Genomic DNA, 21,964 nt, shown 5'->3' on the forward strand with positions numbered 1-21,964 from the left:
AGGGCAAAGGCATCCGCAGATTATGCAGATTTTTTAATTGGCAAAATCTTTACGGCACTTCATAAATCACGACACTGCCCTGCTGAAAGACGGGCTTGAGATGCAACTGAAACTTCTCTTCATTCACGCGCATGGACACGCGCTCAAGTGTGCCGATGTAAATGTAGCGAATGTTGTATTGCTGGATGATGGCTTGTGCTTCCTCCCAGCGGGCGGTGGTGTAGAGTCTGGTGACATCCTCGCGGCGAGAACCTTGCGGCTCAGAAGTTCCACGCCACTGTGACTCGTGACCGGGCCAACCAAGCAGGGTTTGTAAACCTGTCAACATGGAGATGCGGGCATAGCCGCTGTATCCATCCCCAACAGCTTCGGCGACAACTCCATCCGGTGCGTTAAGCAGAAACTCAATCGCGGCGGCTTCATCTGGATTCTCGCGCTTGATGCGGTCAAAGTCATCGAGGGTGTAGCCGAATAGGGGTTTGAAGTTATTGGTTTTCGTGACCAAGCCAAAGATCGGATACAGCAGACCTGCGAAAATAACAAGACCAATCAAGACGCGAAAGATGACATTCGCAAATCCGCGCAGGTTTTGCAGAAGGATACTGACAGCAAAGGCTGCAACGAGGCTTAATAACATCCATGCCTGATAATAGAATTTAAAGACCGTGTTGATGCGATATCCAAATTGGTCACGCAGATAGACAAATTCTGGGACGAGGATGAGGAGGGTGCCGAGGGCGAGGAGGATGAGAAGAAAGTGGGCAGTTGACGGTGGGCGGTGGGCGGCAGAATCTGATTCGTTATTCGTGATACGTGAAGTGGGATGCGTGAAGAGGAAAGCAATGGTTGGGATGAGGAGGGCGAGGAGGGTGATGAGGCTTCCGATGTAGGTCAGCCTTCGCAGGAATGTTGCGCCGACAAATTGAGAGGCGGTCATGCCCTGCGAGGCGAGGAAGGCTGTGACAAAATCCCTTTCGACAAAAGAACCAATCCAACCGATGAGGAAGGTAAGAATTAATAAGAGAAGAGTAATGCCAAGCCCGAGTGAAAAGCCGAGTTTCCAATTGGGTTTAACTCTGGAGTCGGACAGCTTGCTGTCCGATTGTGCAGGTGCAGCAACTAGCTGCTGCACTCCAGAGGAAAGATAGATAAGATACGCAAAAATGGGGATGAGCAATGTACCCCACATGACCCATAAATGGACTCCGCGGGTGATATACATGAAGTTCGGCAGAATACCGCCAGCTTGCGATGAAAAGCCAAGATAAAACGGAAAATATAAGAGTATGGAAAGAATGCCCAGCGGCAAGCCGAGCAGGAATAGATCTTCGAGTCGATCCCAGTTCCAGCCCTCTTCGCTTGCGCGCCAGAAGACATGGGAAGCAACTATTAAAGTCCCCGCAACGAGGATATCCCAGGTATTGAGAAAGGCCAGGCCGCCGATGACGAGAGCCGAGAATAAAAATCCCGCGTAGCTTATATTCAAACGAGCGCCCCAAGGGAATTTTATCTCGCCGCGCCAACCGCCGAGGAAGAGATTCAACGCCACAGAAATTGCAAGCAGGCCAAAGGGAATCGCCAGCACGTGCGGATGTAAGTCGCCGAGCAGGAAGGAGAAGAAGGGGAATTCATCGATCACTTCGCGGAAGCCGCCCGTCATGTCGTAATCCTGCAAGATACGCGAAGAACGCCACCACCACAAGTAACGATCAAGCGGCGGCCAGTGAAATGGAATCGCGGGTACCTGCGAGAGTTCCTGCATATCCAACCATGCCCAGAAACGGCTGGAGTATTCTCCTGTGGCTGGATCTTTCACCCAAAACAATCCGCGCTGATGCAGGATTTCAAGGAGTGCGCCAAAGTTGGAGATGAGGAGCAGGAAGAGAGGAGCCAGTAAGGAATTTACGATTTGCGACATCGTGCCCGTAGGGTATTTACGATTTACGATTCCCAAAGGAGACGCTGTTGACGATTGAGAAAGCAGGTTATATAGAATGCCATACGAGCCGATTGCGCCGAGGGCAAAGATGAGCGAGGTCATGAGATTGTGGGCGGTACTGCCATTAATGCCAGAGATGCGTGCCAGCATGGCAGTCATCACATAGCCGAAGTAATAATAGGAAATGGCGTAACCAGAAAGCCACGGGTCTTGTGGCGGAAAAGTTGGCGAGCGTAAAATGCCGTTGATGAAAGCCAGTTCCATTGGGCGTTCGGTGCCATTCAACTCAGGGTTGGCAGAGCGAACGAAGGCCATAAATGCAAATGCTGCGAAGAATAGAACTTCGGTGGTGAGGATGAGGGATTTGTTGGATTGAAGGAAAGTAACGAGTGATGAGTAATGAGTGACGAGTGACCAAACACTCAAGCCGATCAGAATCGCAAGCGCGAGTAGGATTCCGCCCATGTCATTTTGCGCGATGCCGAGGGATGCAAATAACCAAAAGAGATAAGCCCAGATCAATAAGCCTGCCGCACGCGTGAGGGTATAGCCTCGATCCGTCAATGCGGGGAACAAATAAAATGCCAGCGGAAAAGTCAGCCAGCCGAGGATGGTGAGGATAATGTACCAGGCGAAAAATGCAGTCATGAATAACTAGTGATCAGTTGTCGGTGGGGAGTGAAGGGAGGGTGAATGTTCCAGAAGCAGAGTCAGGCTCAAAGTCCAGAACCGAGGCGACGGCAGTTAAGTTGATGGGACCAAAGATGTGTGGAAATGAATCGGATTCGGAAATGCCCGAGGCGGGAAGTCCAGCAGGCGCCTCCCACTTAAGCTGGGGTTTGAGTTTTGTTTCATCGAGCACGAGCAACACCAGATTCTTTTTCCCGCGATAGAAAGCATTGGCAACATGCAGAACCTGCTTTTCGGTGGAGCAATGAATAAAGCCTTCGGTTTCCAAACTTGGTGCAAGATATTCACCGCGTTGTTGAGCATTGAGCCATTCTTCTTTTGAGGTGATGTGCAGGATCATAAGACTCTCCATACGCATTACGTAATACGTATTACGTAATGCGTAAATTAATTCTACGGGATGATTTCATAAATTACGGTATTTTCATCGCGATAAACTGCGTTCCAATATTTGCCGTCGTATTGTTCAAATTTCGCAAAGCTATCCAGGGCTGGGTCAACGGGCGGATAGATATTATGTTCAAGTTGACCCACGACAATATATTTCACGTCATATTTTTTCAAGAAGTTCAAAGCTTGCTGGAGATCTGAAGTGGAATAAAAGACGCCAACTTCATTGACCCGTTCCTGCACCTGCGGGGCAAAAATTCCGCGCTGCTGGCGTTGATGCCAGTTCCAACCGACAACACCGGGCAGGCCTGTGTAAATGGTCATGCGTGTGCACCAGCGATATTCCGAACAGTTGGCTTCCACAATAACAGGCGACCCTTCGATATTATCCTGCATCCAGCGGATGGCGCGATAATCCTCGCTCAAGTCCATGGTATTGCCATCCCAAAGCGCGGAATGATTCATGAAGGTCATGCTATCCAAAGTATGCGGAGCAGGTGGAGTCAGACGGTCACTGATCTTGTCACTGGTGGCCGTGAGGGTAAACATAAATGCGCCTGTCAATAAAATATAGACGCCAGACTGGAAAACGGTGCGCCAACGCAAGCGCCAAAATGGAAAGACATTCAACAACCAGCCAAAGGCCGCAGCAGCGCTGACGGCCAGCAGCATCCACGCCTGCAAATATAACTTGAAGACTGTATTCATGCGGCCAATATCGCCAACGAGCACAACCACTTCCACCGCAAGCGTCAGCGTTAGAGCCGTGCCGATCATCAACAACACAGCGCGTTTGACATCGGGCATGTCCGGGCGAAGGATCAGAATCCCTGCCCAGGCGGCGAGAGGCAAAGCCAGCCAGCCGATGCGCACACCATCCACTGTAAAGAAGGCGAGCAGGGCAATGAATAACGCCAGAGAAATTTCGATCACCAGTACATGATCACGCAGTTTGCTCAAACGAGAAACTGGCGTGGAAGCCATCCACTCGCGAGTTTCCCATGCCAGCCATGCCACAATGATGAAGAGGAACAAAGCCCATTGCGTGAGGTATGAAGAGATCGGTGTATGCGAACCTTTCCACGGATCTATCGCGCCATAACTCTGGCCGTACCAATAGGTGAACGGCGAATACAAAAGAGAGCCGAGGATGTATAAAAGCGCCACTGCACCCACGGCAACAATTGCGCGTCCGAGCCAGCTGGGTAAATTGAAGTAGCCCTTCCATTCAAAGTTGCAATACAGGGCATAAGCCACCGCAATCGCAGCGAGCGGGAAGTATGTATATAAATCCCAGGTGTTGGTTGGCTTCAACGCGCCAACCATCAACGCGCCGATCCCAAATACTGCAATCCATTCGCTGCGAGTCAACTGTGCGCGAGATTTGATAAATGATATCGACCATGCAATGATGAACAAAGTAATTGGCATCACCAGCATGTGTGCGTGCATGTCACTGTAGAGAAAAGTGAACAACGGAAATTCCGTGATCGGCTCCACATCCATTGGGGCAGGGATGACGCGGCTTGGGAACCAATACCAGTCACCGCGGCCGATCGGCAGGAAGGCTCCGCTAAACGACATGAACAATCCTTTAACTGCCCAGATCCATTTTTGGAAGAAGATCGTATCCACTGGCACAAGACCATCAGGAGCGGCCACGCGTTGAAAACTATTGAAGAGTAAGCGAATCGTTCCGAGGTTGCCGATCAATACCGTCATTACGGATGCAGATATACCTGCCATTAAGGATGAAGAATAAGTTATGAAGGATGAATTTCCAGAGGCGGATGTTTCATCTTTTTCCATCAGATTCCAACCAATTGCAAACGCACCCACTGCAATCAACGCAAACCAGGTCGGCAAAATAAAGTTGTATGCAATGGATGGCACAATGCCGAGCAGCTTTACCGGCGTGCCCGCCAGCACAAAACCGTAATAGTAATAATTGATATATCCGCCCGCATACCACGGGTCATACGGCGGAAAACTCTCGCTTTTCAAGACCGCATTGAAGTAGGAAAAATCCATCGGCCGTTCGCCGCCCTTGGCAGGGTGCCACATATCCGAATTGCCCAGTCGGATCAGCAGATCGATCAGGAAGAAGACAAGGAAGAGGATCTCCACTATCACGAAGAATCTGCGATTGGCATTCCATTCGTCTTTGAACTGGTTTCTGCGCTTCACCCACAAGCTGACACCTGCTACAGCCACAATAGCCACTGCCACACTGATACTCACTCGCGTGTAAGGTATGCTCACTGAGCCGCCCATCCACGAGACCCATGCCAGTAAAACCAAGCCGACAATTCTTCCCAATGGATAGGCATATTGTTTCAATCCCGGCAATGCAAAACGCGCGATGGGATAAGCAAAGAGTCCCAATACAAAAATAAAGGAATACCAGATCAGCACGCCGAGGATGGGATATTTATTTTGAATCCAATCGTAATCAAACAGTTGCGACCATGTTCCACCTGCGCGCTGTTGAGCCAGACGCGTATCGGGAAGCATGAGGGTCTTGTAATCGTCGAACTGCGTGGGCGTGAGTTGGACAACCTTCGTTAGATCCACAGTGCCGAGAATGCTTTGAACTTTCGCCGAGCTAAAATCATCCGTCTTCTTGAAGATCAGCACTTTGGGATGATCGTAAAAAGTGAAGGCCTCTTCTGCAGCCTGGTCATTGATCACCAGCGAGCCCAATGTTGGATACGATTCGAAGACTTCCACTAATTCAAAACCGAGGTTGCCTTCATATTGTCCGGGCTGGGCCACGCGATAACATTCGATGATATTCTGCTCATCAGGACAGCCAAGTAATTCACGATAATACAAAGTCGTCAGCGGATATCTTTCCGGCAGGCGGGTGATCTGTCCATATTGATGATTGGTGGGGATGATGATGTAATCGGCTTGAGTAAGTGTATCTACAAAACGAATCAGTTTATTTGCGTCATCTGCCCAGTAGACTTGTAGAAGCAGGTCGCCGCGATAGATACCGCCGAAGGCATCGTAATTATCAATGCGGAAAGGCAGGCCCCAGTCATAATCAGTTTCATTGGCAAGGTTGGAACCGTTGATGGTGAGTCCGCTTCCCAATGTCTCTATCTTCAAATTGTATAACTGGCCTTTGAGGACCGGTACAACGCGATCCAAGGTCAATGTAACCGATGATCCGCGCGGATCCGTTGTCAGCGTGGAATCAAGCAGTTCGGAGGCGCGTGCAAGCACACGGTCCGGTTCGGAGGCGGATGTGAGAGTCAGCACGATGTGAGCAGTGACAGAGTCACGTGCATGTCCAAGGGTGACTTCGGAAATCTGTCCATCGCGATTCGGGGAGAATATTAGGCTATAGGGTGCATCGGCAGAGATGATCAGGTCTGCTGGTATGGGTAGAGGCTGGTTGTAAATATTATCATCCGTGGATTCGATTCGCAAGTTGACAGGGCCGGGTGCGTTTTGAAAGATCCAACGCGAAGCCGCCATGCGAGTTTCCTCACGCAAATAAATACTTTGGAAAGCAAAAGCCCAGATTACGGTTAACACGAGCACGGCAATACCAATGATGCTTGCGAAAACCGTTGGAACGTTTAAACGTTTAAACGTTCCAACCTTCCAACTTGCCAACTCAAAAACAAACCAGGCCGCCATCATACACAACAGCGGATAGACCGGCAATTGATAGCGCATGGTGGCGTTGAACTGAAGCGATTGCCAGAGGAAGTAGAACGCGGCCCAGCCCCATAACAATAAATGTTTGTACTCGCCTTTGAGAATGCGCCAGCCCATTAATAAGAAACCAGCCCAAGCGAGAATACCCAGCGGAAGGCCAAGTCCCCAGACGGTTAGGTTTTCAAATGAGAATAAATGCGAGCGCCGCGCCCATTGCAAATTCCAAGGTAAGTCGGCTTCGCCGGTGGCCTGTCCTCGGAGTTCGCTGAGGTTTGAAACCCATTGCGGATTCAATCCCAAGCCATTGAAACTATTAGGAGGATCGATTAAGTGGGGTTGTGTAGATGGTTGACCGAAAGCATAAGGTTGGAAGATGCGGAAGGAAATAATGGTTGCGATCCCGCCTGCGATAAGAAAGGCGATAATCAGTGACCAGTGATCAGTGGACAGTGGACGGTGGACAGTAGACGGTGTAGGGCGATCATACATAAGGTAACGGATGGCAAAGGCGCCCGGCAAAGCCAGCGCCAGCACCGCCGCGTTGATCTTGGATGCCATCGCCATGCCCAGTGCAATACCAAAACCAATAGAGAGGAGGAAGAGGGGATTGGTATAGAAACGAGTTGATGAGTTACGAGTAATGAGTTGATCCTCATCGCTTATCTCTCGTTGCTCGTCACTTGTCTCTCGTCTCTCATTACTTATTACTTCTTTCTCGTCACTCCCCTTCCACTCCACAATCTTCACTGCAAATGCCAATGCCAAAAATATGAACAGGTTTGTGAAGAGGTCTGTTGTAAAAAAATGGGATTGCTGAATCTGCATCACGGTCAGTGACGAGAATGTCGCGGCCAATAATCCGACCTTACGGCCATACAAACCTGAAACGATCAGATACAACAAAAATATGGTGAATAAATCTGCCAGTGCTGATAACTGCCGCCCAAAGAATTTTGAACTGCCAATATCATCGTTGCCTGTCAACTCCATGCCATAGCGGATCAAGGTGATGGGCAGGTTGCCATACACAAAGAAAGCATTCCCACTGTTATACGGGCTTAGTGTTGATGTATCGGTATCAAAATATTGGCCAATGCTCAACCAATGTTTCTGATCCTCTGGGCAAATATCTACAGGAGTGGCTGGGTCATCACAACTATGTGCGCGTAAATTGTTTACAACCCCTGTCAGAAACAACTCATCAGGATGCTGGTGGTAACCCTCGCCCCAATTAAAACCTGCCAACCGCAAATACCCCGCCATCAGCAGGACAAGAATAAAAAGAATGTCGTAAATCCAACTACGTTTTTCGCTCATAACACCTCACGTCATTGCGAGGAGGATGCTTTTTCCGACGACACCTGCACTTGCGCCAGGTGCAAGTGAGCAATCTCATATATTGTGATGGAGATTGCTTACCCATTCGGGTACTATGTCGGGCAAAGAGCAAGAACGCCCTCGCAATGACGATTACTCATCAACCATAAAGATCATAAAATCTTTCCCGGGCGTCGTAGAAGTATAGCGGTTCAGCACACCATTCGGGTAGAGTTCTTTAAGAGCTTTCTCAGTTTCAACATCCGCATTCCAAAAGATGAACATCTTCGGTGCAGGCACATCCAACGTCTCGGCAAAGTGATCGGGCCAAATGGCAAAATCACGGTTCGGGATTCCTGCCCACACACCGGGTAAACGCGTATCCACCCAATGCGGGAACGGCACGATCCAGGCCGTATCTGTCTGTCCATATGCCTCACGGAACTGGCTAATCACCTTCCCCATCTCGGATGTATTCCACGCGCCCAATCTAAAATTCGTATCGAATTTGTTAAAGACAATATCAAAATTATTGTAAGCGGATGCGGCGAAGAGTAGCCCCGTTAAAGCATAGGCGACCAAAGCCCGCTTCTTCTCCGCGCCGAAACCTGCCACCAACCCTTCAAGCGCCAGCGCGCTGACAAGGATTGCCGCTATCGCGCCGCCCCCGGCCCGGTTCAAAGCCGGGTTCTCACCGGGGAATGCCAATGAAAGCACCGAAGGCATGATCAACATGGGAATGGATACCAACAGGAACAAGTCACGCCAGTCACGCTGACGGATATAGCGCACGATCAGCAGTACAACTCCCAGCACAAACAGAGCGCCCGTCACTACATCCAATGCGGGGCGGTCTGGCATGGAATTGACCCAGATCTCACCGTCGTTCCAGTTGAACATCAACAAGCCATTATATAAATTCGAAAAGAATATCTGCCAGGCAGGGCCAGGTAATTCAGTTTCCATATCACTCAGACGCGTGAAGGCACGATAGCCAAATACATCAGGGTTTTCCAGCCAATAGCGGAACAAGGGCAGGAACACAAACAGCGAAACCACAACAATGACAACAAACCACCAGACAGCCTGTTGACGAGTCTCTTTTGATTTGGTATGCAGAATAAAAATAACGATGGCAACCAGCACAAGGATCGGCACAATGCGGAAAGGGCTGTACCCATGCAAACCAATACCGAGGAAAATGCCCGAGAGTAGGAAATCGTTTCGGTTGCGAGTGCGCAGGCCTCGGATCAGATAAAGAAGCGTCGGCGCGGCGAAGAGCGCATATAACGGAAAGCGGAGTCCAATCCGCGAGATGACGTTCGGCCAGTAGGCAATCCCGAAAAGAAACAATGCAAAGAGTCCCACGCGCTCATTGCCGAATTCCTTTCCAAGTAAATAAATATATGGGAGCGTGAGAATGCCAAGCAAGGCTGTGCCGAGTTTTAAACTGAAGAAGGAAAGACCCGTGCCGAAAACTTTGGCAACCAGCAATGTCCAGTACATTTGAAAGGCTTCGCGGCCGGTGTTGCGTTCAAAAAAGATGGAGGTTTTGCCCTGTGTAATATCGTACACATCCAATATTTTTTCAGCATGATCACTGAACGGCTCAACGGGCACATCATCCAGTCTATATAGACGGTAAAAGATAGTCAGCCCGAATACTGCCAGCACAAGCAGGTTCCAAATGATTTTCCTGCGTCGCGTTTCAGCATCTGCATCCGATTTGAACTTTGGTGTTTTCAGCCATAACCCATAAACCAAAAAAGCAATGGACAATACCCATAGGATCGTATTAGTGAGTGTAAACAACCCATCGCCAAAATCCGCGAAGGCGATCAACGCGAGAATGATCGAGAGAATCAATGGAACAAGATGGGTTGAAAGATTATCAGGAGTTTGCCATGCCGCAGGCAGAGCGGGCAAATGCCATTCGTCCTTGAAGTACGCCCAAACTGCCGCGCCCGCCGCCATGAAATACAAAGTGAGCGCAAATGCCGCCTGACGATTTGGCGGCTCAATGAATACCTGCGCAGCCAGCGCGAAAACCAATGCCAACAACGAACGCCAGGGGAAATGACTCGCGCGTGATGGCTCTGCGATCTCTTCAACAATCGGTTGTGCAGTTTCAAGCGCAAGGGCCTGGTTGAGTTCCTCGCGCCTTCTTGCATCCCACAACGAGCGGATGAAATTAAAGAACGAAGCCCAATCCTTAGTGACGGACTTATAGAGATCTAGAACTGTCGGTTCGTTTTCGGGGGGAGTGTTTGGTGTTTGTTCCATGTAATTCAAGGTTTTCGGCATCACGAATTATGCAATCCCGCAGCGCAGTGGAGTGGACGGATTACGCAGAACGTGACTCGTGATGCGTAATCCGTAAAAACAATTCTAAGCTATTTCTTCCTCGCTATAACCAAAATACTTTCCCCCCACGTCATCGGCAAAAAGACAAAACCAGTAATGGCTTGCAATCCGCCGAGGGAGCCGAAAAATAATTTTTGCAGCATCGTTGGCATAAAACGGATGTAGGGCACATCCCAGAAGCCATCTGAAAAAACGCGAATAAATTCAAAGCCTGCGTTCTCAATCAGCTTCAACCATTCACCCGGTTCCTTCAATGAAATGTGTGTCGGGTCCTGATAGCCGATCCATCTTTCGCCTTTCCACGGCTTGAGCAGTGAACCCAGATTCGGTGTGGCGAGGATCAGGATGCCATCTTTTTCAGTCACACGTCCGATCTCCTGGATCGCTTTTGCGGGATCGGGCAAATGTTCAACAATATGTTTAATGATGACTACATTGAACGAGCCATCTTCATATGGAAGTTCCTGTGCGGATGCAGTTTGCAAAGATGCTTTCTCGGCAAACTCTTTGGATTGTTTAACTGCCCAGTGATTCAAGTCCATGCCATGCGCTTCAAACGTAGCCGATAGCTGCCCTACCAAATGCCCCATGCCTGACCCCACCTCCAGCAGATGCGCTCCGCGCCTTCCATAGCGCCTTGCCAGCATGGCAAAGAATCGGTTGGACCACCAATACATGCTGTATTTGGCGAAGGTGATGTTTGCATAAGTGTGCGTTGAGAAGTATTTTTCGTCGAAGGACATTGGCGGGGATCGTTATTCGGAATTCGATACTCGGAAAACCCAGTTCCCGAATATCGATTCTCGATTATCGTTTTCGTGCAATATAGAACGTGAAAGTCCCATTACTCACTGGTTCAGGTGAGGCGTATTGTTTTACGAATTTTTCTGTGAGAGCCAGGTTCCATTTTGTGCGTGAGATGATCCATTTGCCTGTTAACACACGCGCTACAACCGATGGAAGGCCAAAATAATGTCCCCATTCTAACACGCGCATAGAGGCGGGCGGAAAGTAATGCCACCAGCGTTCAAGTTTGAATCCTGCACGTTCAAGGCGGTCCTCCCATACATCGGGCTCGTCCGCATGGTGAACACGGGAAATTTTGCGGAACCAATTCTCATAAGGCTTGCCAAGAACTTTGGATATGGAAAGCTCGGTGAAATATCTCGGATTGGGCACGCAGAAATAGAAAGGTGCATCAGGTTTGAGCACACGTGTGGTTTCTTTCAACACCTCATCAATGTGAGGAATGTGCTCCAGCACCGAGTTGCTGAATCCGCTGGCGAAATGATTCGAGGGGAAAGGTGTTTGCGCACCATCAGCCTCCACCAGGGATTTGTATGCGCCGAACTTTTTCGCTTCGTGAATGGGACCATGCCAGGGGTCGAGGCCTACATCCAATTTGTGATCGAAGGTCAACGAAGCAAAGTGACCGTCGCCGCAGCCCACGTCATAGATCGGCTCAGGCATGGAGAGATCTTGGTAATAGGAGGATTCAATTGCGCGCAGAAAGGCTCGGAAGTAAGGCAGGTCACGCAATTGAAGGAAGAGAAAGTCTTTCGACACTTCGACTTTGCTCAGTGCAGGTTTACGGTTTACTATTTTGGATTGATGATTCGGTGTTGCCGATTGATGATTGCTCACTACTTCCTCATCAGTTTGGCAAGTAATTTTTCGTACTCTTGCGCAATGGAATCGGGGTTGTATGCTTTCTTAATGGCATCGGTATCGCCGCGATATTTTTCGGGATCATCTAATACTTTCAAAATTGCGCTGGCCAGGCTTTCGGAATTACCGATCTCAGAGACCTCGCCCATCCCATGCATATTGACAGGCTGGCGCACCCCTGGCAAGGCGGATGGAACACAAGGCACACCGTTCATCATCGCTTCGATCTGCACCAGCCCAAAGGCCTCAGTGGAGTTGAGTGATGGGACGGTTAGTACATCCAGGTTGGGATAGAACGCACCCATTTGAACGGGATTCAGGTTGCCAAGAAATGTCCAATGGCCTTGTTGCTCAAACTCATTGATGCGCGGCATGAGCCTGTCTGAATAAGACTGTTCGCCCATTACGTTTTCATGGGTTCCAGCGAACAGCACTTGTGCATTCGGGTATTTTTTCAGGATAATGGGCAGCGCATCGAGCAATACTTCCACACCTTTTTCAGAGGCGAGGCGCGCCGCCATGCCAATGACAGGTTTACGTTCATCCACACGATGTTTGCGGGAAAAGGCGGAAATAGCTTCAGGCTTTGGAACAGGCAACTCGACGGGAGGCAGGATCGGGGTCAGTTTTGAGGCGTAACTTGAGAGATAGGGAGAGTGATCGGCGTAGTCCTGTGTATAAGTCACGATGTGATTCGCCAGCATCCCTGCCATGTTGTTTTGAAATTTGACAACGAAATTGACAAAGCGGTTGAACGCACCGGGCGGCAAGAGCAGATCGCAATGATAGGTGAGGACAGCGGGCTTGCCAAAAAGCCGCGCACGCAATGCAACTCCGGGCGCATCGAACTGCGGGAGGTGGAGCTGAACGACATCATGCTGCCAGACAAGTTTTGTGGCGACGAGGCCAAAAGTTGGAGCAATCACACCCTTGCTGACTCGCGCCGCAACCGGCACACGAATCACTTTTACGCCGTCCATCATTTCTTCACGCGGAAGAGATGGATCGTACTGGGTGGTCATCACGGTCACTTGATGCCCGCGTTTGGCAAAGACGCGCGCGAGGCGCTCGGCATAGATGGTGAGTCCGCTGGTGTGCGGACGGTAATAGGTAAGTACTGTTAGTATTTTCATAAGGCCTGAAAATTATACACTACGCAAAATGGCCTTTCTCCGCAGGTATGCTCATTACAAAGCCCATAGACAGGCTCTTGGTTAGATGGCAAAGCCTAAACGCGAATGCAGCGAATTGGCGAATTTCACGAATTACTCTGCTTTTATTTATTCGCGCCATTTGTACATTCGTGTAATTCGCGTTAAGCTTTTCCTGATTTTGCAAACGCTATGCCCCGCGAGCGGTTTGGTGCAACTTTGTGGTTTAATAGGGTTAATTATTTTGCAGGAAAAAATCAATTCTCAAAAAAGGAAAAATCATGGCACAGAAAAAGAAGACTCAACCCGTGGAAGCACCGGCACCGGCGGCGATTGCGGCAGCCAACTGGAACTTCATTTTTAAATGGCTCTTTATCATTGGAGGTGTTACAGCAGGTGTGACGAACGTCCTTGCCTTTCAACCTGATCTTTTGATATGGTCTCTGATGGTGATTGGTGTCATCCTGGGTATTTTCTACTTTGATTCAGATGACCTGCTCAACATGGGTTTGTTCTACTTGATTTTTGGCGGGGTCGCCAACTCGATTGGCGGCTTTTATCAGGTTGGGCCATATATTGGCGGCTTCTTCCTGGGTTTCTTCTATTATCTTGGCCCCATAGTTTTGACAATTGCGGTGGTATATTTCGTAAAGAAATATATTCTCAGCAAGTAATTAAGCAAACGATTAAAACATGACTCACCCCGAAATTGATCTTTCGTGGGTGAGTTTGTTTTTAAGACCAAAAGGGACGCGGATTAACACGGAAAACGCGGATTCTTTTTTAATCCGCGTTAATCCGCGCTCATCCGCGCCCCATATTAAATCAGAGTGTTTTCATTTTCTTGCGCGTTTGCTTTGCCTGCTCTTATATTCCCGAACAGTCTGTATCGGGTATGGGATCTCGATCTTCCCCTTTTCAAAGGCTCGTTTGATCCTCGTCAATGCAATATCCTTTGAAGTGACGTGAGAATTGATCGTGGTATCCACCCAGAAGATCACATTCAAGTCGATGGATGAATCACCAAAATTATGAAACAGGACAAGCGACTCGGGTTCGCCAATATAGCCTGAAACTTTTTTTATTTCATCCAGAATAATTTTGCGGACAGTTTCAGTATCTGCATCATAGGATACGCGGATCGGAAGCTCGACACGGCGGAGAGTGGCACGGGTATAGTTGATGATCGGCTGCGAAAGCACATCTCCATTTGGCAGAAAGACAATGCGGCCATCCAGTGTTTTCATCTCGGTGGTACGGAAACTAATTTCAAGCACCGTTCCGTCATACCCCGCAATGCTCACATTATCCCCAGTCCTGAAGGGATGCTGCACAAGCAGGATGATGCCCGAGACAAAATTTTGCATGATGTTCTGGAGCGCAAAACCAACTGTAAAACCGATGATGCCCAAGCCAGTAAGAAAAGCCGTCACATTGAAGAATTTCTGCAAAGCCGCGATCACCCCGAAGGATATAATGGCCCATTTTAGAATTTGAGAGAGGAGATGCGATGCGGTCAACGCCGCGTTCTTCCTCATCAACATGCGGATCAAAAGCTTGCTTAATACACTTGCAAAATAGACACTTATTATAAGGATCAATAAAGCGGCAATAATATCTGGAACGGCTTCTATTAATTGTTCTGCAAGTTGAAAAAGATATTCCTGCATGATCGCTCCATCAAAAGTTAAAACAAACTCTTGTTTTCCTTCACCCAATCGAACAGCTTCTGCACGCCCGCCTCAACGCCGATCTTCGGCTTCCAGCCCAATTCTTTTTCAGCCTTTGTGATATCGGCATAAAACACACGCTGGTCACCAGGGCGCCAATCGCCGCGGGCCACTTCAATCGTACCGCCGATTAATCTTTCAAGCTTGGGGCCAAACTCAGCCCAGACTGACATCACATTCTCAGGGCCGCCGCCCAGGTTATAAACTTTCCCGCGCGCAATATCATTCTTTTCAATCGCGAGGTCGTAGGCGTTCATCAAATCATCCACATGCAGAATATCGCGCACTTGTTTTCCGTCGCCATAAATTGTGATGGGCCGCTCCATGATTGCGGCGATGATAAACCACGCTACCCAACCCTGATCTTCGATCCCAAATTGACGCGGGCCATAAATGCAGGATTGACGAAATACAACTGTCGGCAGCCCATACATGCGCGCATAATCACGCACATATTGATCGCCAGTGCCTTTTGAGCAGCCATACGGAGAATGAAAATTCAATGGTTGTGTCTCAGGGCAACCATTCACCAAATCTTTATAACGCCAGCGCGTCGGTTCCTCGAATAGCTCAACATCGTCCATGCCGCCGTACACTTTATTTGTAGAGGCATAGATCACAATCGGATTTCTGCCCGAAAGCCGTGCAGCTTCCATTACGTTGAATGTTCCTAAAGCATTGGATTCAAAATCATCACGTGGATTGATAACAGAGGTTGTCACTGCGACCTGGCCCGCCAAATGCACGATCACATCCGCGCCCTTGCCTGCTTCTGTTATCCTGTCGGCGTCGCGCACATCCCCAACGATCACGTCGAAAGCCTTTTCGCCAAACTGCCCCTTCAACCATTCGAGGTTGCGCGGCGCACCGGCACGAGACAGGTTATCGTAAATCGTCACCTTTTCGCCGCGCCCCAACAAACGGTGGACATAATTCGAGCCGATAAACCCCGCACCACCGGTGACAAGATATTGTTTCGTCATGGATTGTTTGCCTCTTTGAGATTGTTCAACTGATATTACCAACCGAGCATTTCAAAATGTGCCATCCTGAGCGTAGCGAAGGATCTCGTATCTCGAATATAAGAGACTCTTCGGTCGCGAAGAACGCTCCCTCAGAGAGACACAGGTTTTTAAGTGAATGTCTAGTATCGCCTGATTACAAACATGGGGACGGTGAGTAGCCCGAAAACAAACCCGCCAATGTGTGCCCACCATGCAACTCCGCTCATATCTGCGCCGTGCAGGGCCAGCCAGCCTGAAAATAATTGCGAAACGAACCAAAAGCCGAGAAAGAGAATGGCAGGGATTTCAATGATCGTAAAGATGAAAAAAATAGGGACGAGGCTTGCAACCTTTGCGCCGGGGTAAAGGATCAAATATGCGCCAAGCACACCCGCAATTGCGCCGCTGGCCCCAATCATCGGCTGGGTACTGGAGAGAAGAAGAAATGTCTGCAATAAGGCAGCGGCTGTGCCACTCAATAGATAGAAGAAGAGGTAACGTCCGCCGCCGAGACGGTCTTCAATGTTATCCCCAAAGATGGCAAGGATCCACATGTTGCTCAATATATGGAACCAGCCGCCATGCAGGAACATGCTGGTGAAGATGGTGGGCCATGTTCCTGCCGGGTTGGAGGTCAATTGAGCCGGGACCAGCCCCCAGGTCTGAATGAAGCGAAAGAGTCCCTGTTCACTTAATTTTAATTCGTAATAGAATGCCACCCCGTTTAAGATGATCAACATCCAATTGACGATTGGGAATCTTCGTGAGCGTAGAGTGTCATAGAGGGGGAACATCTAATTTGTTTTCTTCGCTTTTCTCGCTATTTCTAAAGTTCATTAATTGACGATAAACACCCGAAAGGGTCTGGCCTTCACTCATCAGGCCCATGGTCCCAATTACACCGCTATTCAGATAATTATACAAGCGGGCCGTTAGAGCTACTGCCAGAGAGGTGGATTGGTCGCCGGTAAGCAGGGTTAATGCGCCCGCCACCGCACCCTCAAACGTGCCAACCGCACCAGGCAAGGAGGGGATGGCTCCGCCGAACGCGGCCGCGCCCAGAATGAAGAGACCCCAGACCCATTGGGCCTGCGGGAAAAAGGCTAGCATGATCAGGTAATAAGCTACCAGCGCTATTGCCCAGTTAAGAGTCATCCAAAACAAAAAGCGGATGAAGAGCCAGCCGTCGGTAAGAACGCCAAGGCCTTGAAAAAATGATTCGAGGAATCTGCCGCCCAACTTTTGTATGGAAGGCCAGCGTGCGCTAAGCTTATGGAATAAGTCCAGCGCCCATTGATTGTTGCGGGCGAGGATATACATCATCACCAGGCCAAAGAGAACGACCGCGCCGACGATATAGCCGATGCGCTCCGAGCCTTCTGTGCCAACGACATAAGGTAGTGAAAACAAAAATATGGCGGCAGAGAAGGCAAGGTCTACTGTACGCTCAATGAAGATTGTCGGTAGAATCTCGCCGAACTGCATTCCGCCCGATTTTCTACTTAAGAGAAAGGCGCGCCCAAGTTCACCGAGGCGAAAGGGCAAGAAGTTGTTCAGTAAATAGCCTTCGGCGGCGGTGAACAAGACATCTTTATAGGTGGGCCTGTCACGCAATAATGTATGCCAGACTTTGGCACGCACCATCATCCACACAAAGGACAGGACGGCGGAGCCCAGCAGGATACGATAATCTGCCGCGCGGATCGAATTCCACATGGTTTGGAAGTCAACAAAATATAGAATGGCGGCGATGATCGCAATGCTGATCAATGCGCCGGGGAGCCAGCGTTTAATTTCTTTCATTTATTCACCATATGCGTAGGGGCACAGCGAGATGGTTGATGAGTTTGGTAATTCAACACTTCGCTGTGCCCTTACAATATTATTCGTCATCTAGTTTAAGGACGGCCATGAATGCATCTTGTGGAATTTCCACACTACCCACCATCTTCATGCGTTTCTTGCCCTTCTTTTGTTTCTCAAGCAATTTCTTTTTACGCGAGATGTCGCCGCCATAACATTTTGCGAGAACGTCCTTGCGCGTGGCTTTGACGTTCGCGCGCGAAATAATTCGTCCGCCCGAAGAAGCTTGAACGGCGACATCGAATAACTGACGCGGGATCAACTCCTTGAGCTTGGTGATAAGCCGCTGGCCTTTGTGGTAGGCATCCTTCTCATGGACAATGGCCGCCAGCGCATCTACAGGTTCGCCGTTGACGAGGATTTCCAGCTTCTGCAACTTGTCGGCGCGATATTCAAGGAATTGATAATCGAGCGAGGCATAGCCTTTGGTGCGTGACTTCAAGTGATCGAAGAAGTCAATAATAATTTCTGAAAGCGGGATCTCAAAATCAAGCTGAACGCGATGAGGGGCGGGATATTCCTGTTGTTTGAAGATGCCTCGCCGCTTCGTGACCAGATCCATGATGGGGCCATAGTAATCGGTGGGGGTAATGATCTCAATATTCATCCACGGTTCGCGCACTTCCACGATCTTGCTTGGGTCGGGTAGTTCGGCGGGCGAGTCAACCTTCATTACTTCGTCGTCGATCATCAATACTTCATATTCCACCGAGGGAGCAGTGAAGAGCACATCCAGGTCGTATTCACGTTCGATGCGTTCCTGAATAATTTCCATGTGGAACAAGCCAAGGAAACCGGCACGGAAACCAAAGCCCAATGCTTGCGATGTTTCAGGCTGGAATGTCAGTGAAGCATCGTTGAGTTGCAGTTTATCAAGAGACTCGCGCAGACTGCTGTAATCATCTGCTTCAACGGGATAGATGCCCGCAAAGACCATCGGCTTGGGCGTGAAATATCCGGGCAGGGGTTCTGCCGCGGGCGCAGAAGCCAGCGTGATCGTGTCACCGACGCGGCACTCATGCACGGTCTTGAAACCTGTGGCGATGTAACCTACTTCGCCGGAGCCAAGAGTTTCCACAGGCTGCATGCCTGGCACAAAGATACCAATTTCAACGGGGCGCAAATCTAGTTTGGTCGCCAACATGCGCAGCACATCGGTGGATTTGATCTTGCCTTCCATGATGCGCACGTACGCGATCACGCCTTTATACGAATCATAATGCGCGTCAAAGATCAACGCGCGGACGGGTTTGTCGTCCACATCCTTGGGAGGCGGCACACGTTCGACGATGGCCTCAAGGATTTGATCTATGTTGATGCCTTCTTTGGCGGAGACACGAAGAACCGCATCGGGATCGACCCCGAGCAGGGAGCCTACATCTTCAGCCACTTCATCGGGACGGGCCGAGGGGAGGTCAATTTTGTTGATAACAGGAACAATTACCAGGTCGGCATCGAGCGCCTGGTAGAGATTTGCGAGAGTCTGCGCTTCGATCCCCTGAGTCGCATCCACCACCAGCACAGCACCTTCGCAGGCTTTCAACGCACGGCTGACTTCGTAGCCGAAGTCCACATGGCCGGGCGTGTCGATCAAGTTCATCTCATATCTTTGATTGTCTTGCGCGTTGTAAAACATGCGGACCGCGGAAGCCTTGATGGTGACGCCCTTTTCGCGTTCGAGATCCATGCTATCGAGCGCCTGCTCGGTCATATCACGCTCGGATATGGCGCCTGTTAATTGAAGCAGGCGGTCGGCAAGCGTGGATTTGCCATGGTCAACATGGGCGATGATGCAAAAATTGCGGATGTGGTCTGTCATACGGCTTTCTGGAGATAATCTCTTTTGCGTAAAAAATATATTGCATAAATGTCGTGGTATGTTGATATAAAATTTCAACACAGTACCTTGTATGCGGGGCAAAGTATAACCGAGTTTTGAACCGCAAAGGCTTGCATTGAGCCTGTCGAAATGACACGAGAGATCGTCCCGCTGTGCCCCTACGATGCTCCAAAATTAAGAATGAAGACGTTCTCACCTGCGGTGGAGAGTACAATAAAGCAACCCTGATGGGGCAAATCCGTATTTATTTATTGTGCGTATCTGCGCACAAGGAGAAAAAATGTCTGGCTTATCTGTTTTAGTCGTCTTGGCTCTTGTAGTAGGTGGAATTCTGTTTCTCATCCTGCTATCCGGTATTCGGTTCATTCCCAACAACCGTATCGGCATCATTGAGAAACGATTCAGCGGTAAAGGCTCGGTGAAATCTGGCTTTATCGCCATGAACGGCGAGGCAGGTTACCAGCCGCGCATCCTGCGTGGTGGGCTGCACTACTTGATGCCCATCCAGTATGTTGTTCATACCATGCCTTTGGTGACCATTTCCCAGGGCAAGATCGGATACATCTTCGCGCGTGACGGCAAGCAATTGGACCCTGCGCAAGTGCTGGCATCCAATGCCACGGTGACGGATTTTCAGGACGTGGAAGGTTTTCTGAAGAACGGCGGACAGCGCGGTCCGCAGCGCCGTATTTTGCGTGAAGGTACCTACGCCTTCAACCTGGTTCAGTTCATTGTTATCACAGAGGAGCGCATTTACACGTTAGCCCTCAGCAAGGAAGAAGGCGATACCATCCGCAGCATGGCAGAGGTCATTGCGCAGCGCGGCGGCTTCCGCCCTGTGGTGATAAAGGATACCGATGACACGGTCGGTGTAGTCACCATTCATGACGGCCCGTCTCTGCCCCAGGGTGAGATCATCGCTCCCGTGGTTGGCGATGACCCGGCGCAGGCGGATACATACCATAACAAATTCCAGGATGCTGATAACTTTCTGCGCGCCGGCGGCTTGCGCGGACGCCAGTTGCAAGTGCTGGTCGAAGGAACTTATTACGTCAACCGATTGTTCGGCACGATAGAGATGATCCAGAAGACGGTTATCGAGGTTGGTAATGTAGGCGTGGTAGTCTCCTACACGGGTGAAATGGGCGCTGACCTCTCAGGCCAGGATTATCGTCACGGCGAGCTGGCATCCAAAGGCAACCGTGGTATTTGGAGTGAGCCTCTGCTGCCCGGTAAATATGCTTTCAACACCTATGCCGGGAAAGTCATTTCCGTGCCCACGACCAACTTCATCCTCAAATGGATCCGCGCGGATGTTGGCTCTCACAAATTCGACGAGAATCTAACCGAAGTCTCGCTCATCACCAAGGACGCGTTTGAGCCGTCCCTGCCTTTATCAGTCGTTGTCCACATTGACTATCAGAAGGCTCCGCTCGTGATTCAACGGTTTGGTGATATCAAAAAACTGGTGGAACAAACCCTCGACCCGATGGTATCCGCCTACTTCAAGAACGTGGGCCAGACGCGCACACTCATTCAGCTCTTGCAGGAACGCAGCACCATTCAACAACAGTCCAGCCTGGAGATGAAGGAAAAGTTTGAGCATTACAACCTCGAGCTGGAGGAAGTGCTGATCGGTACGCCTTCTTCGCCGGAGAATGATACTCAAATTGAGACGATCCTAAATCAGTTGCGCTCGCGTCAGGTGGCTACCGAACAGGTGGAGACCTATGCCCAGCAGGAGAAAGCATCCGTCAAGGAACGTGAGCTAAAAGAAGCTCAGTCACGCGCTCAAATGCAAACCAAGCTGACCGAAGCCGAGTTGAACATCAACATTCAAACGGACCAGGGTAAGGCTGAGTATCAACGCTCTTTGCAACAGGCTCAGCAAATCCGCGCGCTGGCTGAAGCGGAAGCTGAAAAGATTGCCCGCATCGGTATCGCGCAGGCGCTTGCCACCGAAGAACAGGTCCGTGCTTATGGCGGCCCGCAGTTCCAGGTGACTCAGCAAGTGCTCAACCGCTTCGCTGAAGCCATTCAAACTTCCGGTGTGGATGTGGTTCCCCGTGTGGTCGTTGGCGGCAACAATGGCGAGAAGGGCGGTGGCGCGACATCCAGCAATGTGATGGAAGGCCTGCTGACCATGCTGCTCTCAGAACGTTTCAGCGCCCTGGCGAACGAAGCTTCGCAGACCAAACGTTCCCCTGAAGCCGAGGCTTTGAGGGAACAGGTACGCAAGGATATAGAAAAGAAGAAGTAAATACAAGAATGGGACTGGTCGCATCGACCAGTCCCATTCTTGTACTAAAAGCACAAACGATGCATGCGAAGGTGGG

15 protein-coding genes are annotated in these 21,964 nt (G+C 49.9%); 3 read left to right on the plus strand and 12 right to left on the minus strand.

What is annotated here, in order from left to right; all coding sequences use genetic code 11:
* Positions 1–49: 49 nt before the first annotated feature.
* From AC14M5_RS04715 to AC14M5_RS04745, 7 genes are all read right to left on the minus strand, one after another.
* Positions 50–2,587 (minus strand): DUF2298 domain-containing protein, encoded by a 2,538-nt coding sequence (locus AC14M5_RS04715; RefSeq protein WP_484028482.1) that lies wholly within the window; start codon positions 2,585–2,587, stop codon positions 50–52.
* A 13-nt stretch (positions 2,588–2,600) separates the two neighbouring features.
* Positions 2,601–2,969 (minus strand): DUF952 domain-containing protein, encoded by a 369-nt coding sequence (locus AC14M5_RS04720; RefSeq protein WP_484028483.1) that lies wholly within the window; start codon positions 2,967–2,969, stop codon positions 2,601–2,603.
* 53 nt (positions 2,970–3,022) lie between these two features.
* On the minus strand, positions 3,023–8,008 hold the full coding sequence (locus tag AC14M5_RS04725; protein ID WP_484028484.1) for a DUF2298 domain-containing protein: 4,986 nt from the start codon (positions 8,006–8,008) through the stop codon (positions 3,023–3,025).
* A gap of 153 nt (positions 8,009–8,161) precedes the next feature.
* Positions 8,162–10,312, minus strand: a complete 2,151-nt coding sequence (locus AC14M5_RS04730; protein WP_484028503.1) for an ArnT family glycosyltransferase — start codon at positions 10,310–10,312, stop codon at positions 8,162–8,164.
* Positions 10,313–10,401: 89 nt separating this feature from the next.
* Positions 10,402–11,115, minus strand: coding sequence for a class I SAM-dependent methyltransferase (locus AC14M5_RS04735; RefSeq protein ID WP_484028485.1), 714 nt, complete (start codon positions 11,113–11,115; stop codon positions 10,402–10,404).
* 64 nt (positions 11,116–11,179) lie between these two features.
* On the minus strand, positions 11,180–12,016 hold the full coding sequence (locus AC14M5_RS04740; RefSeq protein WP_484028486.1) for a class I SAM-dependent methyltransferase: 837 nt from the start codon (positions 12,014–12,016) through the stop codon (positions 11,180–11,182).
* Entirely contained in the window at positions 12,016–13,173 is a 1,158-nt protein-coding gene (locus AC14M5_RS04745; protein WP_484028487.1) for a glycosyltransferase family 4 protein, read from the minus strand. The genes AC14M5_RS04740 and AC14M5_RS04745 overlap by 1 nt, the downstream gene beginning before the upstream one ends.
* Before the next feature lie 85 nt (positions 13,174–13,258).
* Between AC14M5_RS04745 and AC14M5_RS04750 the strand changes: the two genes are divergently transcribed.
* Positions 13,259–13,555, plus strand: coding sequence for a hypothetical protein (locus tag AC14M5_RS04750; protein ID WP_484028488.1), 297 nt, complete (start codon positions 13,259–13,261; stop codon positions 13,553–13,555).
* Entirely contained in the window at positions 13,473–13,865 is a 393-nt protein-coding gene (locus tag AC14M5_RS04755; protein WP_484028489.1) for a hypothetical protein, read from the plus strand. The genes AC14M5_RS04750 and AC14M5_RS04755 overlap by 83 nt, the downstream gene beginning before the upstream one ends.
* A 162-nt stretch (positions 13,866–14,027) precedes the next feature.
* On the opposite strand, the gene AC14M5_RS04760 is transcribed toward AC14M5_RS04755, so the two are convergent.
* The 5 genes from AC14M5_RS04760 to lepA form a co-directional block, all read right to left on the minus strand.
* Complete coding sequence (locus tag AC14M5_RS04760) at positions 14,028–14,861, minus strand: mechanosensitive ion channel family protein (protein WP_484028490.1); 834 nt, start codon at positions 14,859–14,861, stop codon at positions 14,028–14,030.
* Between the two features lie 17 nt (positions 14,862–14,878).
* Entirely contained in the window at positions 14,879–15,904 is a 1,026-nt protein-coding gene (locus AC14M5_RS04765; protein ID WP_484028491.1) for a GDP-mannose 4,6-dehydratase, read from the minus strand.
* A gap of 161 nt (positions 15,905–16,065) precedes the next feature.
* The gene (locus AC14M5_RS04770; RefSeq protein WP_484028492.1) at positions 16,066–16,719 is read right to left on the minus strand and encodes a rhomboid family intramembrane serine protease; all 654 of its coding nucleotides are present in this window, start codon (positions 16,717–16,719) and stop codon (positions 16,066–16,068) included.
* Positions 16,703–17,728, minus strand: coding sequence for a lysylphosphatidylglycerol synthase transmembrane domain-containing protein (locus AC14M5_RS04775; RefSeq protein WP_484028493.1), 1,026 nt, complete (start codon positions 17,726–17,728; stop codon positions 16,703–16,705). The genes AC14M5_RS04770 and AC14M5_RS04775 overlap by 17 nt, the downstream gene beginning before the upstream one ends.
* A 79-nt stretch (positions 17,729–17,807) precedes the next feature.
* Positions 17,808–19,607, minus strand: a complete 1,800-nt coding sequence (gene lepA / locus AC14M5_RS04780) for a translation elongation factor 4 (RefSeq protein ID WP_484028494.1) — start codon at positions 19,605–19,607, stop codon at positions 17,808–17,810.
* 301 nt (positions 19,608–19,908) lie between these two features.
* On the opposite strand from lepA, the gene AC14M5_RS04785 reads away from it, so the two are divergent.
* Positions 19,909–21,888 (plus strand): SPFH domain-containing protein, encoded by a 1,980-nt coding sequence (locus tag AC14M5_RS04785; protein ID WP_484028495.1) that lies wholly within the window; start codon positions 19,909–19,911, stop codon positions 21,886–21,888.
* Positions 21,889–21,964 lie beyond the last annotated feature (76 nt).

Source organism: Candidatus Villigracilis sp., from assembly GCF_057083605.1.

Coding starts and splice junctions, on each gene's coding strand:
- AC14M5_RS04715 (WP_484028482.1), bottom strand. CDS start 2,587: ATGACTGCATTTTTCGCCTGGTACATTATCCTCACCATCCTCGGCTGG.
- AC14M5_RS04720 (WP_484028483.1), bottom strand. CDS start 2,969: ATGATCCTGCACATCACCTCAAAAGAAGAATGGCTCAATGCTCAACAA.
- AC14M5_RS04725 (WP_484028484.1), bottom strand. CDS start 8,008: ATGAGCGAAAAACGTAGTTGGATTTACGACATTCTTTTTATTCTTGTC.
- AC14M5_RS04730 (WP_484028503.1), bottom strand. CDS start 10,312: ATGCCGAAAACCTTGAATTACATGGAACAAACACCAAACACTCCCCCC.
- AC14M5_RS04735 (WP_484028485.1), bottom strand. CDS start 11,115: ATGTCCTTCGACGAAAAATACTTCTCAACGCACACTTATGCAAACATC.
- AC14M5_RS04745 (WP_484028487.1), bottom strand. CDS start 13,173: ATGAAAATACTAACAGTACTTACCTATTACCGTCCGCACACCAGCGGA.
- AC14M5_RS04750 (WP_484028488.1), top strand. CDS start 13,259: ATGGCAAAGCCTAAACGCGAATGCAGCGAATTGGCGAATTTCACGAAT.
- AC14M5_RS04755 (WP_484028489.1), top strand. CDS start 13,473: ATGGCACAGAAAAAGAAGACTCAACCCGTGGAAGCACCGGCACCGGCG.
- AC14M5_RS04760 (WP_484028490.1), bottom strand. CDS start 14,861: ATGCAGGAATATCTTTTTCAACTTGCAGAACAATTAATAGAAGCCGTT.
- AC14M5_RS04765 (WP_484028491.1), bottom strand. CDS start 15,904: ATGACGAAACAATATCTTGTCACCGGTGGTGCGGGGTTTATCGGCTCG.
- AC14M5_RS04770 (WP_484028492.1), bottom strand. CDS start 16,719: ATGTTCCCCCTCTATGACACTCTACGCTCACGAAGATTCCCAATCGTC.
- AC14M5_RS04775 (WP_484028493.1), bottom strand. CDS start 17,728: ATGAAAGAAATTAAACGCTGGCTCCCCGGCGCATTGATCAGCATTGCG.
- lepA (WP_484028494.1), bottom strand. CDS start 19,607: ATGACAGACCACATCCGCAATTTTTGCATCATCGCCCATGTTGACCAT.
- AC14M5_RS04785 (WP_484028495.1), top strand. CDS start 19,909: ATGTCTGGCTTATCTGTTTTAGTCGTCTTGGCTCTTGTAGTAGGTGGA.